We start from the raw sequence: 22,421 nt of genomic DNA, 5'->3' as shown, positions 1-22,421 counted from the left end.
CCGAGCACCGCTCCGCCAGCGGCGTCACCGCCCCGAAGCTATTTCGGGCGTTCGCGGTTTGTTCACGTCATGCAAACCGACTTCAAGCCGCTCGAACACTACGGGGTGATCGGAAACCTCGAGACGTGCGCGCTCGTCGGTCGGGACGGCGCCGTCGACTGGTGCTGCCTGCCGCACGTCTACTCGCCGAGCGCGTTCGCCGCGATACTCGACCCCGACGTCGGGGGACGGTTCGCAATCGGACCCGCCGATGAGTACGAGTCCGAGCAGGCGTACCTCTCCCGGACGAACGTGCTCCAGACGACGTTCGAGACGGCGTCGGGAACGATGACGGTCACCGACTTCATGCCGGTCGTGGAGGCGAACAACGAGGAGCAACCGGAGGTCCGGGGGCTCTACCGGAAGGTGACCTGCACCGAGGGGTCGGTGGAGGTGGACGTCGAGTTCGACCCGCAGTTCGACTACGGGCGCGCCGACACCGCGGTGAATCCGGTGACCGACGGCGTCACCGCGACGGGCGACGACAGCCATCTCTATCTCTCGACGCCGACCGATTTGGATACCGACGGCGGCGCGGCCCGCGGGACGTACCGTCTCGACGCCCACGACACGCAGTGGTACGTCCTCCAGTACGACATGGATTCGCCGACGGACGCGGAGGACTGCGAGCGACTGCTGGAGGAGACGGCGCAGTACTGGCGGGAGTGGGCGCACTCCTGCGTCGAGTCGGAGTGCCTGTTCGGCGGCCAGGCCCACGAGTACGTCGTCCGTTCGGAGTTAGTGCTCAAACTGCTCAACTACCGCGAGACGGGGGCGCTTATCGCCGCGCCGACCACGTCGCTACCGGAGGACGTCGGCGGGATGCGCAACTGGGACTACCGCTACTCGTGGATACGCGACGGCGGCATCACGGTCCGCGCGCTGACGAACCTCGGCCACGTCGAGGAGGCGAACGACTACGTGCACCGTTTCCTGAAGCTGAGTCGGATGGGCGATTCCGCGGGGGTCCAGCCGCTGTACGGCGTCGAGGGCGACGGCGAGTTAGAGGAGGAGGAACTGGACCACCTGCGCGGCTACCGCGATTCGCGACCGGTCCGCATCGGCAACGAGGCGGCCGACCAACGGCAACTCGACGTGTACGGCGACCTGGTGTTGGCGATGTACCAGCGGTTCTGGAGCGACGGACAGGACGTGACAAACGAGGACTGGAAGGCGCTCTGCGACATCGCCGAGTACGTCTGCGAGCACTGGGACGACGAGGGGGCGGGCATCTGGGAACTGCGCGGGGAGCCCAGACACCTCGTCTACTCGAAGGTGATGTGCTGGGTGGCGCTGGACCGGAGCGTCCGACTCGCCGACCGAACGGGACGGAAGGGGCCCGTCGACCACTGGCGGGAGTGCCGCGAGGAGATAAAGGAGACCGTCCTGGAGAAGGGGTTCGACGAGGACCTGAACAGTTTCACGCAGTCGTTCGAGGGCGCGGAGTTGGACGCGTCGAGCCTGCTCATCGCGCTCTCGGGCATCCTGCCGTTCGACGACGAGCGCATCGTCGGCACCGTCGACGCCGTCCGCGAGCACCTGACCACCGACGACGGCCTCGTCTTCCGCTACGAGGACGACGGCCTCCCGGGCGAGGAGGGTGCGTTCGTGTTCTGTTCGTTCTGGCTGGTCAACGCCCTCGTCGCCACCGGCCGGGTCGAAGAGGCGTGGGACGTCTTCGAGAGCGTCCTCGAGCACGCGAGTCCGCTCGGCCTGTTCGCGGAGGAGATAAACCCCGAGTCGGGGCGGCAGATAGGGAACTTCCCGCAGGGGTTCAGCCACATCGGACTGATAAACAGCGCGCTGTTCCTCCGCGAAGCCGAGTACGACTGGGCGACGGTCGGCCCGCTGGGTCAGGCGACGCTGATCCAAGAGCGGGAGCGACAGGAGGACGGCGACGCGGACGCGGACGAGACGGCGGCGGCCGACGCGCCGCAACACGGCGGCGACTGACGGGCGGGTCGGGTTCCATTCCTCTCAGCCGTCGGGTTCGGTCTTCTCGACGAACGTCGCGCGTCGTCGTAGTCGTACTTCCGTCCGTCGAGTTCGTCGACGGCATCGACCTCTCGTTGTCGATTCGGCCGGATGTAGTTCCCTGCGAACTTTTGGTATCAAATTTGATATTGTCCCGGGAAAATTTATGCTTCTGCGTATCTCCGGTGATACTGTCGGCGCGCGGCGCGGTCCCCCCGAAACCCGCGGCGGGCCGACGTGTGCGGGTCGCTCGACGCGACGTTCGCGCACATTCAACAACGCCACGTAACCCAACTCGCCGCTGTCGGCCGCGCCGGCGGACCGTCGCTCGCGCGACCGGTTCCCACCCGACGGGGCTCCCCCGAAGGGCCCCGCCGACGTTCGGTCGGCCCGGGACGGGACTGCCTACCCCCCTACCGGGTCGCCGCGCGCCGTTCGAGACTGCCTACCCCTCGGACGGCGCGCACCGAACCGCCGAACCGGCCGATATCACGTGCGTGCGACGGTCAACACTGATGGACCGCCCGCGTGCGGCGGCGATTGGTTTCTCCTTCGATACCCGAGTCCCGGACGCGTCTCGCGACAAGCGTTTAGACGGTCGCCGCGGTATGGGTCTGTATGTCCGACGCGACCAGGAGCGCGCAGCGTCGTCCCCGAACCAACAGCGCCGGCGTCCGCCCGACGTCGACGCGCCGGTCGGGGGTGCCCGCGTGACCCGACCCTCCGGCAGGGGCGAGTGGAAGCGGGCCAAGCACGCCGAACGGGAGGGCGACGGCTACCGGACCGACGGACGGGACGCCGACCGACCCTCGCGGGAGTCGTTCTCGAAGGTGACGATGGGCTTCGAGAGCGGCGGCGAGCGCTGTTCGGGGTGGCTCTACCGCCCCGACAGACCCACGGAACCGCCGGTCGTCGTCATGGCCGGAGGTCTCGCGGGCGAGCGCTCGTTCGGCCTGCCCGCCTACGCCGAACGACTCGCGGAGGCGGGCTACGCCGTCTTCCTGTTCGACTACCGCAACCACGGCGACAGCGACGGCGACCCGCGGAACCTCGTCTCGCCGTCGCGCCAGCGGACCGACTGGGAGGCGGCCGTCGAGAGCGTGCGGGGCCGGGAGGGCCTCGACGACACCCGCCTCGTCCTCTGGGGCACCGACCTCGGCGGCGGGCACGCCCTCGACGTGGCCGCGGACGACCCGCGCGTGCGCGCCGTCGTCGCGCAGACGCCCGTCCTCTCCGGGCGGGGGTTGCTCTCGACGCGGGGCCTCGGCTTCGTCGCGAAGTCGGTGCTGTCGGGCGTCCGCGACCGACTTCAGTCGCTTCTCACCGACCCGCACACCGTCCCCGTCGCCGGCGACCCCGAGGAATTCGCCCTCGTCTCGACGGCCGGCGCGCGCCGGGGCTACCTCGACACCGTCCCCTCCGATAGCGACTGGGACAACGAGACGCCCGCCCGGTCGCTCCTCAACCTCGTCCGCTTCTCGGCCGGCGACGACTTGGAGAGCGTCGCCTGCCCCGTCCTCGTCGTCGGCGGGACGCGCGACGACGTGGTGCCCGTCGAGGGCGTCGAATCGGCGGCGGACGCCCTCTCGAACGCCACGTTCCTCCGCCTGCCGACCGGCCACTTCGACGTCTACGAGGGCCGCGGTCTGGAGTCGGTCGTCGGCCACGGCCTCGCGTTCCTCGACAGCGAAGTCGGCGACGCCGACCGCTGACGCTTCAGAATATCAAATCGGATACCCGGTGCGGCAGCGTTATCCGTTCTCGGTTCCCCGCTGTGATATCATGCCCCGTCCGACCGGTCGCGCGCGCAGAGCCGCCGTCGCCGTACTGTTGATCCTCTCGGTCGCCGCGTCGTCGGAGGGGTCCGCGTAGACGGGCCCGCCTCCGCCGGTCCGCGACCCGCGACTCGCGCCGCGCGGTTCCCGGCTCCCGACCGCCGGACCCCGCGTCGGCCCCGCTCGGACGCGTGCGTGACCTTCTTAGGACGGCACCGCGCACATCCGACGATGACCGCCACGCGAACCGTCGAGTTGGAGGGACACATCATCGACTCCGGGATGATGCAGCGGGCGTTCGGACTCGTGATGGACCTCGGCGGCGACTTCGAGGTCGAGGAGTTCGTCGTCGGCAAACACAAGGACAAGACGTCGCACTGCCGAATGGCCGTCAGCGCCGGCCCCGACGAGGACGACGCCGACCTCCAGGAGATTCTGCACGAACTGCACCAGATCGGCGCGAACCTCATCGACCCGGTGGACGCTCGCGTCGTCCCCGCTCCGGCCGACCAGGTCGTCCCGAACGGCTTCTACTCCACGACGAACCACCCGACGCGCGTCCGCTACGAGGGCGAGTGGATCGACGTCGAGAACATCGAGATGGACTGCGCCATCGTTGTCGAGGAGGATGACGACGGCGTCCGCGCGTACACGAAGGTGCTGAACGCCATCGACGAGGGCGACCTCGTCGTGACCGACGAGGCGGGTGTTCGCGTCGACCCGCCGGAACGCCCCCGCGACGCCTCCGGCCCGTTCGGGTTCATGCAGGGCGGCGTCTCCTCGGAGCGCCCCTCCGAGTCGCTCATCAAGCAGGTCGCCGAGGCCCTGGAGGAGACCAAACGGGAGGGGGGGAAGGTGCTCGTCGTCGCCGGTCCGGCCCTCATCCACGCCGGCGCGGGCGACGACCTGGCCCGCCTCGTCCGCGAGGGCTACGTCGACATGATTTCGGCGGGCAACGGCTTCGCCACCCACGACATCGAACGCGGCCTGTACGGCACCTCCCTCGGGATGGACATGGAGACGATGGAGCACCCCCGGAAGGGACACAAACACCACATCTACACCATCAGCGAGGTCATCCGCGCCGGCGGCATCGAGGAGGCCGTCGAGGAGGGTCTCGTCGGCAGCGGAATCATGTACGAGTGCGTGAAAAACGACGTGCCGTACGTCCTCGCCGGTTCTATCCGCGACGACGGTCCCCTTCCGGACACCATCACCGACGCCGTCGAGGCGCAGAACGCCATCCGCGAACAGGCCCACGAGGCCGACATGGTGTTGATGCTGTCGACGCTCCTGCACTCGGTGGCCGTCGGCAACTGCCTCCCCTCGACGACGCGCGTCGCCTGCGTCGACATCAACCCCGCGACGGTGACGCAACTGCTCGACCGCGGGAGTTCGCAGGCCATCGGCATGGTGACCGACATCGGGACGTTCGTGCCGACGCTGGCCGACGAGGTGCTGACCGGCGACAGTTCCGTGACGGACGGCGGCGAGGACGCGGACGCCGCCGAGGGAGACGCCGCCGGCGACGACAACTGAGTCGCGACCTCACTCCACGCGTTCGAGCGGAACGACCGCCATCGGCCGGTTCGAGTTGAGCAGAATCTTCTGCGCCGTGCTCCCGAAGACGACTTTCGCCGTCGGGTTGCGCTTCCGAATCCCCATCACGAGTTCGTCCGCGTCGATGTCGTCGGCGTAGTCGAGGACGTCGGTAGCCGGGTCGTTGCCGCGGACGAACTGGTGCGTCTCCACGTCCGCGAACCCGCCGAGGCGGGAGGCGACGACGTTGAGGGCGTCTTCCCCGTCGCGCGCGTCCTCGCCCGACGTGTCGTCGCCGCCGGGCAGGGAGTTCACCGCGTGGACGCCGTCGCCGTCGTCGAGACGCGAGAGGAGGTAATCGCAGAGGGCGGCGCTCGTGTCGACGTGATTCGTCGCCAGCACGTACGTTGTCATACCACACGATTCGCGGCGCGCGACAAAAATCCGCCGTCCCCGGTGCGCGGCCGGTCGATTCGACCCCGCCCGAGCACAAAGCCTATACCGAACAGTTCTATCCTCTGACGTATGAACCGAGACGCCGCCCTCGCGGCGGCCGCCGTCGCCGTCGTCGCCGTCGCCCTCCTCGCGGTGCTGGCCGTCCCCGGGGTGCTCGCCGACCCCGCCGAGGAGGTGACCCGCCCCGGTCCCGTGGACGTAGCGGAGATGAACATCGGCTACGACGAGGCCGCGGTCCGCGGCGAGACGGTGACGCTCGGCGTGGAGACGCGCGTTCGCCACCGGGGGGACCCGACGCCGAACGTGACTCTTCTCGTCCGCGCCGTCGACGCCGACTCCGGACTCGTGGCGACGACGGAGACGGTCGAGGTCGGAACGCTCGAAGACGACGGCGAGACGGCCGTCGCGACGAACCTCACGGTCGAACGCGAGGGCGGCTACCGCATCGAGGCGGTCCTGTTCCGCGACGACGAACGCGTCGACGAGGCCTCGAAGACGGTCCGCGGACTGGAGGCGCTGACGCCGGCGTACGCGCGGACGACCGTCGCGTTCAGCGACCGGGAGGCGCTCCCGTCCCTCTCCTTCTCGGTCGCGGAGGGCGGCGGGAACCGGACGACGCTCGACCTCGCGGCGTCGCTGACGAACGCGGGCGACGCCCCCTCCGAGGACCTCGCGGTGACGTTCGTGCTCCGACAGGCCGACTCGAACGTCGTCGCCGCGCGGACGACGAGCGACGTGGGGACGATCCGCCCCGGGCGAACCGCCACGACGACGGCGTCGGCGACGGTGCCGGCGGGCTACAACTACTACCTCGACGCCGTGCTGACGAAGGACGGCGTCGTCGTCGACACCGCCCGCGCGGCGGCGAACCTCGACCCGACGAGGCGCATCGCCGTCAACGAGACCGAAGAGGAGGTCGAGTTCCGCGTCGAGGACTTCGAGTCCGGCGACGGGGAACGAGAGCGGTCGACGGAGGCGCCGGAGGCGACGGCCGCCGGCGCGACGGACGGCGGTGCCCCCGGATTCGGGGTCGCGGTCGCCGCCGTCGCCCTCCTCGCGGCGGCGCTTCTCGCGCGGAGGCGAGGGCGATGACGGACCGGACGGGAGGGGACGGCGCCGGGAACGACGCGGCGGACGCGGACGGAGACACAGCCATGACCACCGAACCAACGACCGAGACGGGAGCACCGACGCGGGAAGCGAGCGCGGACGAGGAGAGCGCCGTCGACCGACTGCGGACGACGCTGAACTACGCCGTCCTCGGCGGACTGCTCCTCCTCGCGGCGATTTCGGCGGTGCAGTTGTACCTCGCGGTCGGACGGACCATCTCCACGTTCGTCACTTACGAGTACCGCGCGCCGCTGATGGTGGCGTTCAACCTCGCCGTCCTGCTGCTCGCGGCGCTCGGAATCTCGCTGCAACTGCGTCGGTTGTCGGGGTCGGAAGAGGGGTAAGCATCAAACGACGAACAGCCACGCGAGGAACACCGCCAGACCGCCGAGGAACGTGCTGGCGACGGCGTGGGCGCGGAGTTCGTCGAGCAGGTCGTGGGCGTCGCCCTCGACGGAGAGATGTTCGTGAATCTCGCTCCCTATCTCACAGCGCGGCAGGAAGTCCATCGCCACGTGGAGGAACACGCCCGCGGCGAAGCCGAAGACGACGCCGCGGAACGGCGCCGACTCGGGGAGGACGACGACGCTGGCGAGGATGGCGGCGACGCCGAGCGCCGACGCCGGGAGCAGGAGCGCCGAAACGGCGCGCCGTTTCGAGGCGAGGCGGCGCGCGGCGGCGTAGCCCGCCGGCCCCTTGTGCGAGACGATGGCGAGGCCGAGCGTCGGGCCGAGGCCCGGCATGTTGCCGTAGACGATGCCGATGATGAGACCCGCCGAGAAGGCGTGGGCGGCGAGTTCGGCGACGGTCCGGTCGACGGGTAACTCCATGTGCGCGAGTCGGTGACCGACGGTGTGGGAACCGAACCCGGCGAGCAGACCCGCCGCGATGCCGAACCCGCCGTACTGCGGGTGGTGGCCGATGGCCTGCGGCACCAAGAAGACGGCCGCGCTCGTTACCATCGCGCCGCTGGCGAGGCCGTAGCCCCACACGAGGGCGTTGGCACCCTCGTCGCGGTGACGGGCGCCGAGAGGGGCGGCGAGCGCCATCGCCGCGAACGCGACCCACGTTATCCCGAGCAGTTTCCACGCGCCGACGCTCGCCGCGTAGGCCGAGAGCGCGACGAAGACGGCGGTGGCGCCGACGCCGAGCCAGGAGATTCGGGACACGCTGTTAACTCCGATGCCGCGGTTAATATGGGTCACGATGTTGGTTCTGGGCATCGGATTAGTAACCGAGTCGGTGGAGCGCGGGTGCCGTTCGACGGGGACGCCGGAGGAGTTCTCGGTCTCAGCGCGTCGCGTCCTTCCACGCGCGCAGGTCGAGGCGGGCGCCGTCGAGGTCCGAGCGGTCGAGTTCGGCGGCGGCCCAGACGAACATCTGTGCGACCTCGGCGGGGTCGCGGCCCGCCCCGCCGGAGAGGTCCGTCGCCACGAGTCCGGGGTCGACGACGCCGACGGCGGGGTCGGCGTCGGCCGCGAACTGCCGGGCGAGACCCTCGACGGCCGCCTTGGAGACGGCGTAGGCGCCCATCCCCGGCTTCGCGTCCGCGGCGATAGAGCCCGAGGGGACGAGGACGCGCGCGTCGTCGCTCGCGTGGGGCAGGAACTCCCGCACGGCGGCGAACACGCCGCGGACGTTCGTGCGGAGGGTGTCGTCGAACCGGGCGTACGACTCCTCGCCCATCGGCGCCTCGCCCGGCGCCGCGTGGTTCACCGCGGCGCTGGCGACGAGGACCGCGATGCCGTCGCCGGCGCCGCGCGCGGCCGTCTCCATCAACCGCTCGACGTCGAACTCGTCGCGCACGTCGGCGCGGATGGCCTCGACGGACCCCGCCGCGCCCTTGGCGTCCGCGACGACGTCCGAGAGCGACCCCTCGTCGCGGGCGCAGGCGACGACGCGCGCGCCCTCGGCGGCGAACGCCGCCGCGAGGGCCGCCCCGATTCCTCGACTCGCGCCCGTAATCACGACCGTCCGACCGTCTACGTCCATGCCCCCGGTGAGGACGCGCGGAACGTAAGCGCTCCGTCGGCGGAACCCGGGCGCCGTCCCGCCACAGTCAGTCGATTTATGCGTTCTACGTCCTAAGGTCGGCTATGAAATCTGTCTCGGATCTCTCCGCGGTCGACGGGGCGTCCGTGGTCGTCGTCGGCGGCGGGTTCGGCGGCCTCTCGACGGCGTGCTACCTCGCGGGCGCCGGCGCCGACGTGACCCTCCTCGAGAAGAACGAACAGTTGGGCGGGCGGGCGAGTCGCCTCGAACGGGACGGATTCCGCTTCGATATGGGGCCCTCGTGGTACCTCATGCCCGACGTGTTCGAGGACTTCTTCGGCCACTTCGACCGCACGCCCTCCGATTACTACGGGTTGACGCGACTGGACCCCCACTACCGCATCTTCTTCAAGGACGGCGACAGCGTCGACATGGTTCCCGACGTGGAGGCGAACAAGGAGACGTTCGAGTCGTACGAACCCGGCGCGGGCGAGCAGTTCGAGAAGTACCTGAAGAAATCGGAGAAGAACTACGAAGTGGGGATGGAGCATTTCGTCTACACCGACCGGACCGAACTCTCCGATTTCGCCACCTGGGACGTGATGAAGAACGCGCGGGGCCTCTCGCTCGTCGGGTCGATGCAGGACCACGTCGAGCGCTACTTCTCGCACCCGAAACTCCAGCAAATCATGCAGTACACTCTCGTCTTCCTCGGGGGCGCGCCGAACAACACCCCGGCGCTGTACAACCTCATGAGCCACGTCGATTTCAACATGGGCGTCTACTACCCCGACGGCGGACTCGGCGGCGTCGTCGACGCGATGGTCGAACTCGGCGAGGAACTCGGCGTCGACTTCCGCGTGAACGCGCCCGCCACGGAGATTCGCGGGCGCGAGGGCGGGTTCGTCGTCCGCACGGAGAATCAAGAGTTCTACTCGGACTACGTCGTCAGCGACGCCGACTACCGCCACACGGAGATGGACCTCCTGCCCGAGGGCAAACGGCAGTACGACGAGGACTACTGGGACACCCGGACGTACGCCCCCTCCGCCTACCTGCTCTACCTGGGCGTCGAGGGCGACGTGCCGAACCTCGAACACCACACGCTCGTCCTCCCGACGGACTGGAACGACCACTTCGAGAAGATATTCGACGACCCCGCGTGGCCCGACGACCCCGCCTACTACCTCTGCGTTCCCTCGAAGACGGACGACGACGTCGCCCCCGACGGGCACTCGAACCTGTTCGCCCTCGTCCCCATCGCCGCCGGACTGGACGACACCCCGGAGCGCAGAGAAGAGTATCGGAATCTCGTGCTAGACGACATCGCCGAACACACCGGCGAGGACCTACGCGACCGCATCGTCTTCGAGGAGTCCTTCTGCGTGAACGACTTCGCCGAGCGCTACAACAGCACGCGCGGGACGGCGCTGGGCCTCGCACACACGCTCAGACAGACGGCGCTGCTCCGCCCGCCGCACCACTCCGAGGAGGTGCCCGGCCTCTACTTCACGGGGTCGTTCACCACGCCCGGCATCGGCGTCCCGATGTGTCTCATCAGCGGTCGGCTGACGGCCGAAGAGATGGCAGAGCGAGTCGCGTGACGCCCGCCGCGTCCGCCCGCGGCCGCCTCTCATATCTCTTCACGCTGTCGCGGCCGCGCTTCTGGCTCTACCTCGCCGGTCCCGTCTTCGTCGGCGCCGCCTTCGCCGCCGACGCCGTGAGCGACCTGTACGCTCTCCCCACTCTCGTCCTCGCGGGCTACTTCCTCCTCCCGGCAAACGTGCTCGTCTACGGCGTCAACGACGCCTTCGACGTCGACGTTGACGAGCGGAACCCGAAGAAGGAGGACAAAGAGGCGCGCTGGCGGGGGGACGAGGACCCCGTCGTCGCCGCCGTCGTCGTCGCCTCGGGGCTCCTCGGCGTCGTCGTCTTCGCCGTCACCCCGACGCTCGCGTGGCCGTACCTCGCGGGCTTCTTCCTCCTCGGCATCGAGTACAGCGCCCCGCCCCTGCGATTCAAGACGACGCCGTTCCTCGACTCCGTCTCGAACGGCCTGTACGTGATGCCGGGCGCGGCGGCGTTCGCGGCCGTCGCGGGTCGCCATCCGCCCGCGGCCGCCGTCGTCGGCGCGTGGCTGTGGACGATGGGGATGCACACGTTCTCGGCGATTCCCGACATCGAACCCGACCGGGAGGCGGGCATCCGCACGACGGCGACGCTCCTCGGCGAGCGTCGCACGTACGCCTACTGCGCTTTGTGTTGGCTCGGCGCCGCGGCCGGGTTCGCCCTCGTCGACCCGCGACTCGGTGCCCTGATGCTCGCGTACCCCCTCGCCGTCTTCGCCGTCGTCCGCTCGAACGTCGACGTCGAGCGCGCGTACTGGTGGTATCCGGCGCTGAACACGCTGGTCGGCATGGCCCTCACGGTGGGGGCGCTCTGGAGGCTGGTCCGTGGCTGAGTCGGGCTTCTCGGTTCAGGAACGACTCCCCGCCACGCGCGAGGAGTGGGAGCGGCGGCTGGACCGCCTGGTGCGGGAGAACCGATTCACCATCTCGGTGTTCTTCCCGCTGAACGGCCTCCTCGTCCTCCTCGCCAGCGCCGAGGGGGTGTTCGACGGCACCCTCCTCGCCCCGCTGACGTTCAACGGCCTGTTCATCCTGTTCGGGACGATGGTGATGCGCTCGCCGCTGGTCGTCGGCGTCCTGCCGCGGACGACGCGGCGGGCGGCGACGGGCGTCGGTCTGCTGACGCTGTACGCCTACGCCATCGAGTACACCGGCGTCCACACCGGCTTTCCCTACGGGAGCTTCTCGTACGGCGTCGACCTCGGCCCCACCGTCGGCGGCGTTCCGCTCGGCCTCCCGGTGTTCTTCGTCCCCCTCGTGATGAACGCCTACCTGCTCTGCGTCCTCCTGCTCGGCGACAGGGCCGAGAGCGCGGCCGTCCGCCTCGCCACCGTCGTCGCCGCCGTGCTGGCGATGGACGTGGTGTTGGACCCCGGCGCCGTGGCCCTCGGCTTCTGGACGTACGACCCGGCCGGCCCGTTCTACGGCGTCCCGTGGTCGAACTACGCGGGGTGGGTGGTGAGCGCGACGGTGGCCGTCGCCCTCCTCGATTGGGGGTACGACCGCCGTCGCCTCCTCGAACGCCTCGACGACTGCGAGTTCATGCTGGACGACCTCGTCTCGTTCGTCATCCTCTGGGGGGGAATCAACGCCTGGTTCGGCAACTGGATACCCGTCGCCGTCGCGGCGCTGTTCGGTCTCGGACTCGTCTCGACGGAGCGGTTCGACTCGCGGCTGCTCCGCATCCGGGGGTAGACACGCCGTTCGGGCTACTGCGCGGTCGTGTTTCCGCCGTCCACCGTGTACGCCCCCGGGTCCTCGTACGTCAACCGCTCGCGGTACGTGTACGTCCGGTTGCAGGGCCACGTGACGAACCCGGGGCCGGACTCGTCGAGGATGACGCTCACGTCCATCCTGGCGGAGGAGTCCCCCTCGCTGCACGTCTGTATCCCGACGTCTAAGCCGTCTTGCTGCGGTTCGACGTCCGCTCGCGTCTGTTCGACGTCGATCTGATAGCCGGTGCCGCTCTGCAGGACGCCCTCGAACTGAAGCGCGTGCTGACTCGGGACCCGGTACCTGTTCTGGAGGACGGTTTCTCGGCCGCCGGACGCCTCGCGAACCGATATCGTGACCGTGTGCGCCGTGGTATCTCGGTTCTCGATGAAGATGTGATTGCCGCTCACAGTCTCGTTGTCGAGGGCGCATCCGGCGAGCGCCCCCGTCACCGCTACCGTTCCCATCTGTAGAACGCGTCGGCGTGGTGGAGAAGGTTCCACACCTGTGTTTGCTGCTGTGTGTCGTTAAATGATTTGGCAAACTACACAAAACAAACAACGTTCCGACGGATACCACGAACGCGTCGGACGGAGATAGGGTGGTGTCGCGGCGCTACTCGCCGCGGGTGAAACTGCGGACCCAACTCGACAGACGGCCGACGGTTCGCCCGGTGGGGGCGCGCCGGATACCCGAGTGCTCGCGGTGGGAGGGCTCTTCGTCCTCGGGGTACGGGACGACGCTCACCTTGCGGAACACCGTCTCGGGGTCCTTCTCGAACGCCCAGTACGCCCGCGTCTTCGCCAGGAGGAGGAGCTTTCGCGAGGTGGACAGCGAGGGCGTCGCCGACAGCACGTCGTAGTTCCGGCGGCGAATCGCGCGGTGGTGGTCGGCGTACAGCACGGCCGACAGCAACACGGCGAACTGGCAGTCCTTCGGGAGGTACCGGATGCCGCGCACGCCCTCGCGGTAGAGCGCCTCCGTCCGGCGCATCTCCGCGCGCATCGCCGCGCGGAAGTTCTCGTCGACGCGGAACGAGCGCAGTTGCTCGTCGGTGACGCCGTGTTCGCGCAGGGTCTCCTGCGGGAGGTACACTCGGTCGCGGTCGACGATGTCCTCGCGCACGTCGCGCAGGAAGTTCGACATCTGGAACGCCTCGCCGAGCGCCGTCGCGTGTGGGAGCGCCTTCTCGGCGTCCGGCGACTGCATGATGGCCGTCATCATCCGGCCGACGGCGGCGGCCGACCCGTCCATGTACGCCTCCAACTCCTCGTACGTCTCGTACTCGCTCTTGTCGATGTCCGCGAGCATCGCGTCGACGAAGACGTTCACGTCCTCGTCGGCGATACCGTGCTCCTCGCGGAGTTCGGCGAACGCCGAGAGCACCGGGTCGTCCGTCTCGCGTTCGCCGAGCGCCTCCTCGCGGAGGCGTTCCAACTGCTCGCGCTGGACCGCCGGTTCGGCGGTGTCCTCGGCGTCGACGACTTCGTCCGCGACGCGGAAGAACGCGTAAAGCACGTACGTCGCGTGTCGGACCCGGCGGGGAAGCACCCTCGTCGCGAGGTGGAAGGTTTTGCCGGTCTGTCGCTGGATAGCCTTGCTACGTTGGACCTGCTCCTGTCTTACCATTGTGAGAGATTCAGTGGCGGCACGCTTCGAGCGGTGACGACGCGACCACGCATCTACTGAACAACTCTAGTACTCGCACGGACATAATCGTTCGTCCCGAAACTTTAACACAGCACAGTCCTACACCGTGGTTTCGCCGAGTAAACCGGCTGACAGCGGTACGGTGCAGTTCGTCTCCGACGTGTGGGAGAGTTACCAGAAGGTGTCGCTGCAGTCGTAGACGACGCCGTGATTCGGGCAGACGTACTTGCAGTGGCGGCGGTGCATCGGTTCCTCGCACAGCGGACAGGGCCGACCGCCTCGTGCCTCGCTCACGAGTCGAGATGGAACCCAGAGTGCCATCACTGTTTCTCACCGCCCCGTCGCGACGGTCGACCGGCCCTCGTACGCACCGACGCCGACGCTGGCGAGTTCGCCGTACTGGGAGTCTGTCGGCCTCGTAGGGGAGCGAGGGGACGGCGTGAGGTCGCCGTTGCGCTCCCGTGCTTCGGCGGTTAGGTCAACACTCCGACCAGCCGCAGGACTCGCACGTCTTGCAGCCCTCGGAGTAGTACAGCGTCATGTTGCCGCAGTCGGGACACTCGGGGCTCTCGCCCGCCGCCAGCAGGTCGTCCACCGCGTCGTCCGACGCGGACGAGGGGGACGCGGACGCGGAGTCGACGTCGACGCCGGCGTCGACGTTCGGCCCGTCGACGGTCGCTCCATCCCCAGAACTCTGCGAGTCCTGGCGTGCTCGGAAATCGCTCTGCGATTTCCGACCTCCGTCCGGTTCGGGCGCATCGACGCTCTCGCCGACCGCCTCCTCGGAGACTTCGGTGAGGCTCTGCTGCTGCGGGTAGCCCTTGTCTATCTCGCCGTCGAGGTAGCGGCGCATCGCGGTGCCGATGGCGTCCGGGATGCTGTTTATCTGCTCGCCTTTGTCCCAAGCGACCTTCGGGCTGCGGATGCCCTGCAGTTCGCTGGCTATCTCGCTCGGGTCGACGCCCGAGCGCAGCGCCGTCGAGATGGTCTTCGCCAGCGCCTCGGTGAACGAGGCGGTGAAGCCGCCGGAGTTGCCGATGTTGGCGAACAACTCGAAGGGGTCGCCCGTCTCGGGGTCCTCGTTGATGTTGACGTACAGTTTCCCGTAGCCGGTGTCGATGCGCTGGGTGACGCCGTGGAGCACGTCCGGGCGCGGGCGCTTCTTGCCGAGGTTGCGCTCGCCGTCGGCCGCCGCCAGCAGGCGCTCGACTTCGCCGTCAAGCGCCGCGCGGACGTCCTCGTTGTCGAGGAAGCCCTGCAGGCCGCCGAACACCTCCTCCATCTGGTCGACCAGCGTCTCGGCCGCCTCGCCCTCGTCGGCGAAGTCGGCGTTCTTCGCGCGCGTCGTCAGCACCTGCTTCGAGCGCGTGCCGTCGCGGTAGACGGTGACGCCCTTCCCGCCGTTGTCGTAGATGTAGCGGTACACCTCGTCCATGTCCTCTTTGGAGGCCGAGTTCGGGAAGTTGCAGGTCTTCGAGATGGCCGAGTCGACGCCCGTCTGACAGGCCGTCTGGACCGCAGCGTGGTCCTTGCCCGAGAGGTCGGAGGTGACGACGAACAGTTCGCCGATGGCGTCCGGAACGGTGTCGAGTCCCTCGACGCCGTCGAACTCGTTGTTCGACATCTGCGCTTGGGCCTCTCGCTTGACCTCCTCGACGTCGATGTCGTTCTCCTCTAAGACGCGGAGGAAGTAGTCGTCGAACTCGACGAGCATCTCGTCGCCCTGCACGTCGTCGGAGACGTTCTTGTAGTAGGCGACGTTGTAGATGGGCTCGCAGCCGCCCGTCGTGTTACCGATCATCGACGTGGTTCCGGTCGGGGCGATGGTCGTCGTGTTGTGGTTGCGGACGGGGAAGCCGTCGGCCCACTCGTCGGCGTCCAGTCCGGTGTGGTGCTCGAACCACTCGCGGTACTCCGTCGGCTCCGCGAACTTGGAGTCGCCCCAGTCCTCGAAGGAGCCGCGCTCTTCTGCGAGTTCGTGGCTGGCCCACTTCGACTGGTGGTTGATGTGGGTCATCAGCTTCCCGGCGACTTCGTTGCCCTCGTCGCTGCCGTAGCGGATGCCCAGTTGGATGTACAACTGCGCGAGTCCCATCACGCCGAGGCCTATCTTCCGCATCGCGCGGACCTTCTCCTCTATCTTCTCGACGGGGAAGTCCGACATCGTGACGACGTTCTCGAGGAAGCGCGTCCCCTCGTCGATGCGGTGGTCGAACGCCTCCCAGTCGATGGCCTCCTCGAGGAAGGCGTCGACGGCCGCCGCCGTGTCGGCGTACTCGTCGCCGTGCTCGTCGTGCCAGACGCGCCAGTCGGGGGCGTCCGTCGCCGCGAGCGTCGAGAGGTTGATGTGCCCGAGGTTGCAGGCCTCGTACTCCTCCAACGGCTGTTCGCCGCAGGGATTCGTCGCGAGGATGCGGTGTTCGGGGTGTTTCTCGACGTCGAAGGAGTGCTCCTTGTTCACCCGTTCGAGGTAGATGACGCCGGGTTCGCCGTTCTCGTAGGCGCCGTCGACCATCTGGTCCCACAGCTTCTGTGCGGGGATGGACAGCACCTCGCCCACCTCGACGTGCTCGCCGAGGCCGAACATGTCGTATATCTCCTTGGTCTCGGGCGTGGCGACGTGGGGTTCCTCCGTGCGCGGGTTCGTGAAGACGAACTCCTCGTCCTCGTAGAGGGCCTCCATGAAGTCGTCGGTGACGCCGACGGAGATGTTGAAGTTCGAGAGGTGGCCCTCAACGGCGTTGCGGAGGTGTTTCGGAACGCGCCCCTCCTCGTCGATGAGTTCGCGCGCCTCGTCGAGAGCGTCGGCGAAGGAGTTGTGCGTGAAGTCGTCGGGGTCGTTCAGACGCAGCGAGTGGGCCAGGGAGACGTCCTTGTTCTTCGAGTGGATGAACTGGATGACGTCCGGATGCGAGACGCGCATGACCCCCATCTGGGCGCCGCGGCGCGCGCCGCCCTGCGCGATGGTCTCGCACATCTGGTCGTACGTCCGCATGAAGGTGATGGGACCGGAGGCGATTCCGCCCGTGGAACCCACGGCGTCGCCGTAGGGGCGCAGTCGCCAGAAGGCGTATCCCATCCCGCCGCCGGACTGGAACACTTCGGCGGCTTCCTTGGCCGTCTGGTGGATGTCGGTGATGTCGTCCTCGGGCGAGTCGACGAAACAGGCCGAGAGCTGTTGGAGTTCGTCGCCGGCGTTCATCAGCGTCGGCGAGTTCGGCATGAAGGAGAGCGACTCCATCATCTCTTGGAACGTCTCGCGCTTCTCCTCGACGACGGACCGAACCTCTTCGGGGAGTTCGGGGACGACGGTGTCGTAGGCGAACTTGTTGACGTTGTAGACGGACAGCGTCGTCTCAGCCTCGTCCTCCGCGGTGGTCCCCTTTCCGAACACCTCGGCGGCGAGTTCGTCTCGCCGCGGGTGGTCGGGTTTCAGTTGCTCGGGCGTCACCGTCACGTCGATATCGCGCCGTTCGGCCTCGTGGACGGCCTCCGCGAGCGAGATGTTCTTCGCCACGCGGGCGAACAGTTCCTCCTGCGTCTCCGTCAGGTCGCCGTTGGCGTCCTTGCGCAGGTACCGCGCCGGCAGGATGTTGTTGTAGGCGTTCGAGGTGAGTCGGTCCGCCAGCGTCTCCCCCTCCGTGCGCTTGATTGGCAGGACGAGTTCGTCCGCCGATAGGTCCGCGCCGCTCATCTACTGTTCCTCCCGCCCAGCGTCCCCGCACCGGGCGATTTCGGATCGGATAGCGTGCTCAGTTCCAGGCATAGTAACGATGGTTTGTGAGGACTCAATATGGGTTAACTCTTGATATTGACGAACCTGTAATTGAATCTCGGTAGCAATGGCTATCCGCCCTTCACAACGACATTCTCTTAGCGAGAATGCGCTGTTCAGGTGGGAGCTAGTCCGCTACTCATAAATGCAGGGACTGAGTTACACCGAACGCTTGTTAGACCCGGTGTGGCCACCCGTGTTTGTCCGGGGGCCACACCCAGTCTCAGACGCTGAGTGATATCTCCGGCTTAGGTCCTGCTAGGAGTAGCAACACGATGAGCATGCTGCTTGTGTCCAATTGCAGGCTAATTGCAATCTCGGTCATTGATCACCTCCTTTGACCTGGTTCGTTCGCGCATTCTGTGCCTGTGAAATCGGGCGACCGTGCTTGTTAGACCCGGTGTGACCGATATCACACCTCCTGCGAGTACGGGTGCGTCCGTTAAGGCTTCGGTATCGGTGACTCACGTCCGAACTGTCAGATTCGATACCTACCGCCGACCCCACACCGCTGCAGGTCGGACGGCGTCGGTACCGACTACGTGCCGTCGCTCAATAACCGTGGCTGAAGCGCGGTGAAAGTGGTGTTTCGAGACACCCAATCCGCCGACGGCGATTCGGTGTGCAGGAGAACCGAAGGGGGGTCGAACGGCGGCGGTTCGAGGACCCAACGACCGGTTGCGACGACGGTCCGAGGTATTTGAACGCGACGCGCCGTTGGTGCTCGACAGAACTATCAGAAATAATATGGTGGCGGAACCGAGGGTCCGCGAGCCCTCTCGCGCCGCGTTCGGAAGCCGAGATGCGGGCCCCGCTCGGGGGCGGGCGTTCGGGTTCGTCGGGTGGACATCTATCCCACAAGGTTATACTCTCGGAGGTTGATAGTTCACGTATGCACCTCGCACTCGGCAGCGTTCTGGGGGCGCTGCTCACCCTCCCGATGCAACTCGGCGGATTGCTTGAGACGCAACTCGGACAGGCGTTCGCCGTCGTCGTCGCCCTCGCCGTCGTCGTCGTCGTCGGGCGCATCGTCCTCAACATCGCGTGGCGCCTCATCACCATCGCGGCCCTCGTCATCGGCGTGCTGCTGCTGCTCTCCTTCTTCGGTATGGGCATCTGAGGCGGCCGCGCGGCGCGGTCGGCCGCCGAGAAAGGAAGCTGTCAGCAGTCAGCGGCGGCGCTCGGCGGACGGTTACGCTCTACTCGTCGAGCGAGCGTCGTCGTCGTTCATCTGCCACCAGAGCACGGCCGTCAGCGCCAGTCCGGCGAGGAACAGTCCCCAGTTGGCGAGGGGGCTGTTGTACCAGAGCACGTCGATGCCGAGCGACTGTCGGTAGATGGGCCAGAACGGTTCGATGGAGTCCGCGATGTCGGGCGCCGAGAGGATGTCGGCGGAGAGGTGTGCGAGGCCACCCACCCACACCGCGCCGATGGCGTAGGCGTACCGATTGCCGACGCCGGACCCCGACAGATACTGCTTCTGGAGCCACGGGACGACCCACTTGCCGAGAATCGCACCGATGACGATGGCGGCGACGCTCACGAACAGCACCGTGTGGACGGCGCCGTGGTGTTTGACACCCGCGAACGCCTGCGATAGCCAGAGGTCGATGTCGGGTAGCAGGGAGAACGGAATCCCGAGAGCGACGAATCCCAGCGAGGTTCGACCGTCGTACGCGAGCCACCCGACGACGGTGAGCCATATCAGTCCCATCCCGATGTGACCGATGATATCGACCATGTGTACGGCACATCTGAGAACCGAGAGCCAAATGTACCTGACGGCAGTTTTCGGCCCCGGAACGGCGTATCCGCCGTTAGGTACAAACCGGGCTGGGTCGAGGCGCTCAGGCGACGACGCGTTCGTCGACGACCGTGTCGAGGAAGTTCCGCACCACGTCGTGACCGACGCCCGTCAGCACCGACTCGGGGTGGAACTGCACCGCCTCGATGGGGAACTCGCGGTGACGCACGCCCATCACCAACTCCTCGCCGGCGTGGTCGGTCGTGGCCGACACCTCGAAGCAGTCGGGCACCTCCGTGGCGACCAGCGAGTGGTAGCGACCGGCCTGAAAGCCCTGTTCCAATCCCTCGAACACTCCCCGGCCGTCGTGGTCGACGGGCGAGGCCTTGCCGTGGACGGGGTCGGGCGCGTGGCCGACGCTGCCGCCGTAGGCGTACACCGCGGCTTCGAGGCCGAGACAGACCCCGAGCGTCGGGACGGATTCGGAGAGCGTCGTCAACACCTCGTTGGTCACGCCCACGTCGCGGTCGTTCTTCGGGTGTCCCGGCCCCGGACTGACGACGAGGGCGTCCGGGTCGAGACCGCGAATCTCGTCGAGCGACGCCGTGTTCTTCCGGACGAGCACCTCGACTTCCTCGCCGTCCACCCGCTGTTCGGAGAGGTACTCTACGAGGTTGTACGTGAACGAGTCGAAGTTGTCGACGACGACGACGCGGAGGCTCATCGGCCGGCCTCCTCGGGGGCGGCCTCCGAGTCCTCTCCGCCGCCGGTACCGTCCGCGGGTGCCCGCTCGATTCGTTCGACGGCGGCGAGGACGCCACCCATCTTCTGTTCGGTCTCCTCGTACTCCGCCGCGGGGTCGCTGTCAGCGACGAGGCCGGCGCCCGCACGGACCGAAACGGTGTCCTCCGCGCCCGACCGGTCGACCGTCGCCGTGCGGATGACGATGGCGAAGTCGGCGTCGCCGGACCACGAGTAGTAGCCGACGCCGCCGCCGTAGACGCCGCGGGGCGTGCACTCCAACTCGTCGATTATCTCCATCGCGCGCACCTTCGGCGCGCCGGTGAGCGTCCCGGCGGGGAACGTCGCCCGCGTCGCGTCGAAGGAATCCTTCCCGGCCGCGAGCGTCCCCGTCACCGTCGACTCGATGTGCTGGACGTGGCTGTACTTCAGGACGTTCATGAACTCCTCGACGCGGACGCTGCCGGCCTCGCTCACCCGGCGCACGTCGTTTCGCGCGAGGTCGACGAGCATCGTGTGCTCGGCGCGTTCCTTCCCGTCGGCGAGCATCTCGCCCGCGAGGCGGCGGTCCTCGACGGGGCTGGTGCCGCGTTCGCAGGTGCCCGCGATGGGGTTCGAGACCACCCGGTCGCCGTGGACGGAGACGAGCGTCTCCGGACTCGCGCCGACGACGTGCCGGTCGTCGTGGCGGAGCAGATACATGTACGGCGAGGGGTTGACGGCCCGCAGGGCCTCGTACAGACCCATCGGGTCCACCTCCCCGCGGAGTTCGCGCACGCGGGAGATGACACCCTGATAGATGTCGCCGTCGAGGACGCGCTCTTTCGTCTCGCGGACGGCCGCTTCGTACTCGTCCCTGGGGCCGGCCGTCTCGCCCGTGCGGACGAAACCGCCGGTGTCTGGGGCCTCGGTCCCTCGGAGAGTCGAAACCACGTCACGGGCCTCCGCGACCAGTTCGTCGTACACCGCGCCGGCGTCGTCGTCGGGGCCGACGACGGGCGTGCAGACGAGCGTCGCCGTCCCCTCCGCGTGGTCGAACGACAGGGTCCGCGTCGTGAGGACGAACTCCGCGTCCGGGGTGTCCGTCTCGGGACGTTCGACGCCTACCTCTTCGAGCCAGAGGTCGTAGACGGCCTCGTAGGCGAGGAAGCCGACCAGACCGCCGCGCAGTCGCTGTCGGTCGTCGTCGGGAAAGCCGACGCGCGGGAGGTCCGGGAGCGCCCCGCGGAGTCGGTCCAGTACGTCGCCGTCGCCGGGGTCGAGATAGCGCGCGGCGCGGCCGCCGAGCGACTTCATCGAGGCGCCGTCGGGGCCGACGGTGACGACGGCCTCGGGGTCGTAGCCGACGAACGAGTAGCGGGCGTGTCGGTCCGCCGTCGCGTGGTCCGGGGCGAACGCGCCGTCGGGGTCGCTGGAGGCGGTCTTCTCGGCGCTCTCCAAGAGAAAGCCGTAGTCGCTGCGGTCCGCGAGCGCCGCGTACGCCGCCATCGGCGTCGTCGCCGGCAGGTCGGCGGTGACGTGCGCGACGACCGGACGGTCCTCGCCGTCGAGGAGCGAGACGAACTCCGCGCGCGAGAGCGACAGGGAGGCGTCGACGTCGGCGTCGGTGACCCCGTCCGCGGGCGTCACGTCCGCACCTCCGCGGCGTCGGCGGCCGCGGCCTTGGCGTTCTCGACGAACGCCCGGACGGCGTCGGGGTCCTTCACGCCGCCCTCGGACTCGACGCCGCTGGCCACGTCGACGGCGTAGGGGTCGACCGTCTCGATGGCCTCGGCGACGTTGTCGGGCGTCAATCCGCCCGCGAGAATCACGGGCGCGTCGAGCGTCGAAGCCACTTTGGCCGTCTGCTGCCAGTCGTGCGTCTCGCCGGTGCCGCCCGCGCCGTCCTCGCTCACGGAGTCGACGACGACGCCGTCGACGGCCGCGTCGATGGCGCGGGCCCGTTGGGGGTCCTCGGCGTCGACGACGGCGACGACGCAGGCGTCCACCGCGGCGCGGACGGCGCGGTACTCCTCGGCGTCGAACTCGCCGTGAATCTGGAGCACGTCGGGTTTCACCCGGTTTCCGACCTCGATGGCCTCGCTGACCGTCTCCGGCATGGTGACGTGCGTGGCCGCGAGGAACGGCGAACTGGCGGCGGCGAGTTCGGCCGCCCGGACGAGCGACAGTTCGCGCGGCGTGTCCACGGGGACGCCGGCGATGAAGCCGACGGCGTCCGCGCCCGCCTCGTCGACGGCGCGGAGGTCCTCCTCGTTCGTCACCCCGCATATCTTCACTCGGACCAT

At 68.2% G+C, this 22,421-nt stretch carries 20 protein-coding genes; 9 read left to right on the top strand and 11 right to left on the bottom strand.

Annotated elements, in window-relative coordinates; translation table 11 throughout:
- Positions 1-69: 69 nt before the first annotated feature.
- From NDI79_RS09220 to NDI79_RS09210, 3 genes are all read left to right on the top strand, one after another.
- The gene (locus NDI79_RS09220) at positions 70-1,992 is read left to right on the top strand and encodes a glycoside hydrolase family 15 protein (protein WP_310928180.1); all 1,923 of its coding nucleotides are present in this window, start codon (positions 70-72) and stop codon (positions 1,990-1,992) included.
- Positions 1,993-2,723: 731 nt separating this feature from the next.
- Entirely contained in the window at positions 2,724-3,725 is a 1,002-nt protein-coding gene (locus NDI79_RS09215; protein ID WP_310928179.1) for an alpha/beta hydrolase, read from the top strand.
- A gap of 294 nt (positions 3,726-4,019) precedes the next feature.
- A complete protein-coding gene (locus tag NDI79_RS09210) occupies positions 4,020-5,327 on the top strand; it encodes an ornithine cyclodeaminase, nickel-pincer nucleotide-dependent (protein WP_310928178.1) in 1,308 nt (435 codons plus the stop codon).
- Positions 5,328-5,336: 9 nt separating this feature from the next.
- On the opposite strand, the gene NDI79_RS09205 is transcribed toward NDI79_RS09210, so the two are convergent.
- Positions 5,337-5,741 carry a universal stress protein gene (locus NDI79_RS09205; protein WP_310928177.1) on the bottom strand — a complete coding sequence of 135 codons (405 nt, stop codon included), beginning with the start codon at positions 5,739-5,741 and terminating at the stop codon, positions 5,337-5,339.
- Between the two features lie 111 nt (positions 5,742-5,852).
- Here NDI79_RS09205 and NDI79_RS09200 point away from each other — a divergent pair, with 111 nt between their 5' ends.
- Entirely contained in the window at positions 5,853-6,875 is a 1,023-nt protein-coding gene (locus NDI79_RS09200; RefSeq protein WP_310928176.1) for a DUF7490 domain-containing protein, read from the top strand.
- Complete coding sequence (locus NDI79_RS09195) at positions 6,872-7,237, top strand: DUF8060 family membrane protein (RefSeq protein ID WP_310928175.1); 366 nt, start codon at positions 6,872-6,874, stop codon at positions 7,235-7,237. Before NDI79_RS09200 ends, NDI79_RS09195 begins: the two co-directional genes overlap by 4 nt.
- 3 nt (positions 7,238-7,240) lie before the next feature.
- Here NDI79_RS09195 and NDI79_RS09190 read toward each other — a convergent pair whose 3' ends face one another.
- A complete protein-coding gene (locus tag NDI79_RS09190) occupies positions 7,241-8,062 on the bottom strand; it encodes a ZIP family metal transporter (protein ID WP_310928174.1) in 822 nt (273 codons plus the stop codon).
- A gap of 121 nt (positions 8,063-8,183) precedes the next feature.
- Positions 8,184-8,885 carry an SDR family NAD(P)-dependent oxidoreductase gene (locus tag NDI79_RS09185; RefSeq protein WP_310928173.1) on the bottom strand — a complete coding sequence of 234 codons (702 nt, stop codon included), beginning with the start codon at positions 8,883-8,885 and terminating at the stop codon, positions 8,184-8,186.
- Positions 8,886-8,989: 104 nt separating this feature from the next.
- Between NDI79_RS09185 and NDI79_RS09180 the strand changes: the two genes are divergently transcribed.
- The 3 genes from NDI79_RS09180 to cruF are packed head-to-tail and all read left to right on the top strand — an operon-like array spanning position 8,990 to position 12,208.
- Positions 8,990-10,489: a phytoene desaturase family protein gene (locus NDI79_RS09180; protein WP_310928172.1), complete on the top strand. Its 1,500-nt coding sequence runs from the start codon at positions 8,990-8,992 to the stop codon at positions 10,487-10,489.
- Entirely contained in the window at positions 10,486-11,346 is an 861-nt protein-coding gene (locus tag NDI79_RS09175) for a prenyltransferase (protein WP_310928171.1), read from the top strand. The genes NDI79_RS09180 and NDI79_RS09175 overlap by 4 nt, the downstream gene beginning before the upstream one ends.
- The gene (cruF, locus tag NDI79_RS09170; protein ID WP_310928170.1) at positions 11,339-12,208 is read left to right on the top strand and encodes a bisanhydrobacterioruberin hydratase; all 870 of its coding nucleotides are present in this window, start codon (positions 11,339-11,341) and stop codon (positions 12,206-12,208) included. The genes NDI79_RS09175 and cruF overlap by 8 nt, the downstream gene beginning before the upstream one ends.
- A gap of 14 nt (positions 12,209-12,222) precedes the next feature.
- Here the strand turns inward: cruF and NDI79_RS09165 are convergent, their stop codons facing one another.
- From NDI79_RS09165 to NDI79_RS09150, 4 genes are all read right to left on the bottom strand, one after another.
- Positions 12,223-12,693, bottom strand: coding sequence for a hypothetical protein (locus NDI79_RS09165; protein WP_310928169.1), 471 nt, complete (start codon positions 12,691-12,693; stop codon positions 12,223-12,225).
- A gap of 148 nt (positions 12,694-12,841) precedes the next feature.
- Positions 12,842-13,855, bottom strand: coding sequence for a phytoene/squalene synthase family protein (locus NDI79_RS09160; protein WP_310928168.1), 1,014 nt, complete (start codon positions 13,853-13,855; stop codon positions 12,842-12,844).
- Positions 13,856-14,047: 192 nt separating this feature from the next.
- Positions 14,048-14,170: an HVO_2523 family zinc finger protein gene (locus NDI79_RS09155; RefSeq protein ID WP_425499591.1), complete on the bottom strand. Its 123-nt coding sequence runs from the start codon at positions 14,168-14,170 to the stop codon at positions 14,048-14,050.
- 184 nt (positions 14,171-14,354) lie between these two features.
- Positions 14,355-17,570, bottom strand: coding sequence for an adenosylcobalamin-dependent ribonucleoside-diphosphate reductase (locus tag NDI79_RS09150; protein ID WP_310928166.1), 3,216 nt, complete (start codon positions 17,568-17,570; stop codon positions 14,355-14,357).
- A gap of 973 nt (positions 17,571-18,543) precedes the next feature.
- Here NDI79_RS09150 and NDI79_RS09145 point away from each other — a divergent pair.
- Positions 18,544-18,771 carry a DUF8029 family protein gene (locus tag NDI79_RS09145; protein ID WP_310928165.1) on the top strand — a complete coding sequence of 76 codons (228 nt, stop codon included), beginning with the start codon at positions 18,544-18,546 and terminating at the stop codon, positions 18,769-18,771.
- A gap of 72 nt (positions 18,772-18,843) precedes the next feature.
- Here the strand turns inward: NDI79_RS09145 and NDI79_RS09140 are convergent, their stop codons facing one another.
- The 4 genes from NDI79_RS09140 to NDI79_RS09125 all read right to left on the bottom strand — a co-directional run bounded on the left by NDI79_RS09140 (position 18,844) and on the right by NDI79_RS09125 (position 22,421).
- On the bottom strand, positions 18,844-19,392 hold the full coding sequence (locus NDI79_RS09140) for a metal-dependent hydrolase (RefSeq protein WP_310928164.1): 549 nt from the start codon (positions 19,390-19,392) through the stop codon (positions 18,844-18,846).
- Between the two features lie 106 nt (positions 19,393-19,498).
- The gene (gene trpG, locus NDI79_RS09135; RefSeq protein WP_310928163.1) at positions 19,499-20,119 is read right to left on the bottom strand and encodes an anthranilate synthase component II; all 621 of its coding nucleotides are present in this window, start codon (positions 20,117-20,119) and stop codon (positions 19,499-19,501) included.
- Positions 20,116-21,765: an anthranilate synthase component I gene (gene trpE, locus NDI79_RS09130; protein WP_425499590.1), complete on the bottom strand. Its 1,650-nt coding sequence runs from the start codon at positions 21,763-21,765 to the stop codon at positions 20,116-20,118. Before trpE ends, trpG begins: the two co-directional genes overlap by 4 nt.
- Positions 21,762-22,421: a phosphoribosylanthranilate isomerase gene (locus tag NDI79_RS09125; protein ID WP_310928162.1), complete on the bottom strand. Its 660-nt coding sequence runs from the start codon at positions 22,419-22,421 to the stop codon at positions 21,762-21,764. The genes trpE and NDI79_RS09125 overlap by 4 nt, the downstream gene beginning before the upstream one ends.

The organism is Halogeometricum sp. S3BR5-2 (assembly GCF_031624635.1).
Classification (GTDB): Archaea; Halobacteriota; Halobacteria; order Halobacteriales; family Haloferacaceae; genus Halogeometricum; species Halogeometricum luteum.
This window is presented reverse-complemented; position numbering and strand designations above follow the sequence as displayed.

Coding starts and splice junctions, on each gene's coding strand:
- NDI79_RS09220 (WP_310928180.1), top strand. CDS start 70: ATGCAAACCGACTTCAAGCCGCTCGAACACTACGGGGTGATCGGAAAC.
- NDI79_RS09210 (WP_310928178.1), top strand. CDS start 4,020: ATGACCGCCACGCGAACCGTCGAGTTGGAGGGACACATCATCGACTCC.
- NDI79_RS09205 (WP_310928177.1), bottom strand. CDS start 5,741: ATGACAACGTACGTGCTGGCGACGAATCACGTCGACACGAGCGCCGCC.
- NDI79_RS09200 (WP_310928176.1), top strand. CDS start 5,853: ATGAACCGAGACGCCGCCCTCGCGGCGGCCGCCGTCGCCGTCGTCGCC.
- NDI79_RS09195 (WP_310928175.1), top strand. CDS start 6,872: ATGACGGACCGGACGGGAGGGGACGGCGCCGGGAACGACGCGGCGGAC.
- NDI79_RS09185 (WP_310928173.1), bottom strand. CDS start 8,885: ATGGACGTAGACGGTCGGACGGTCGTGATTACGGGCGCGAGTCGAGGA.
- NDI79_RS09180 (WP_310928172.1), top strand. CDS start 8,990: ATGAAATCTGTCTCGGATCTCTCCGCGGTCGACGGGGCGTCCGTGGTC.
- NDI79_RS09165 (WP_310928169.1), bottom strand. CDS start 12,693: ATGGGAACGGTAGCGGTGACGGGGGCGCTCGCCGGATGCGCCCTCGAC.
- NDI79_RS09160 (WP_310928168.1), bottom strand. CDS start 13,855: ATGGTAAGACAGGAGCAGGTCCAACGTAGCAAGGCTATCCAGCGACAG.
- NDI79_RS09150 (WP_310928166.1), bottom strand. CDS start 17,570: ATGAGCGGCGCGGACCTATCGGCGGACGAACTCGTCCTGCCAATCAAG.
- NDI79_RS09145 (WP_310928165.1), top strand. CDS start 18,544: ATGCACCTCGCACTCGGCAGCGTTCTGGGGGCGCTGCTCACCCTCCCG.
- NDI79_RS09140 (WP_310928164.1), bottom strand. CDS start 19,392: ATGGTCGATATCATCGGTCACATCGGGATGGGACTGATATGGCTCACC.
- trpG (WP_310928163.1), bottom strand. CDS start 20,119: ATGAGCCTCCGCGTCGTCGTCGTCGACAACTTCGACTCGTTCACGTAC.
- NDI79_RS09125 (WP_310928162.1), bottom strand. CDS start 22,421: ATGGTCCGAGTGAAGATATGCGGGGTGACGAACGAGGAGGACCTCCGC.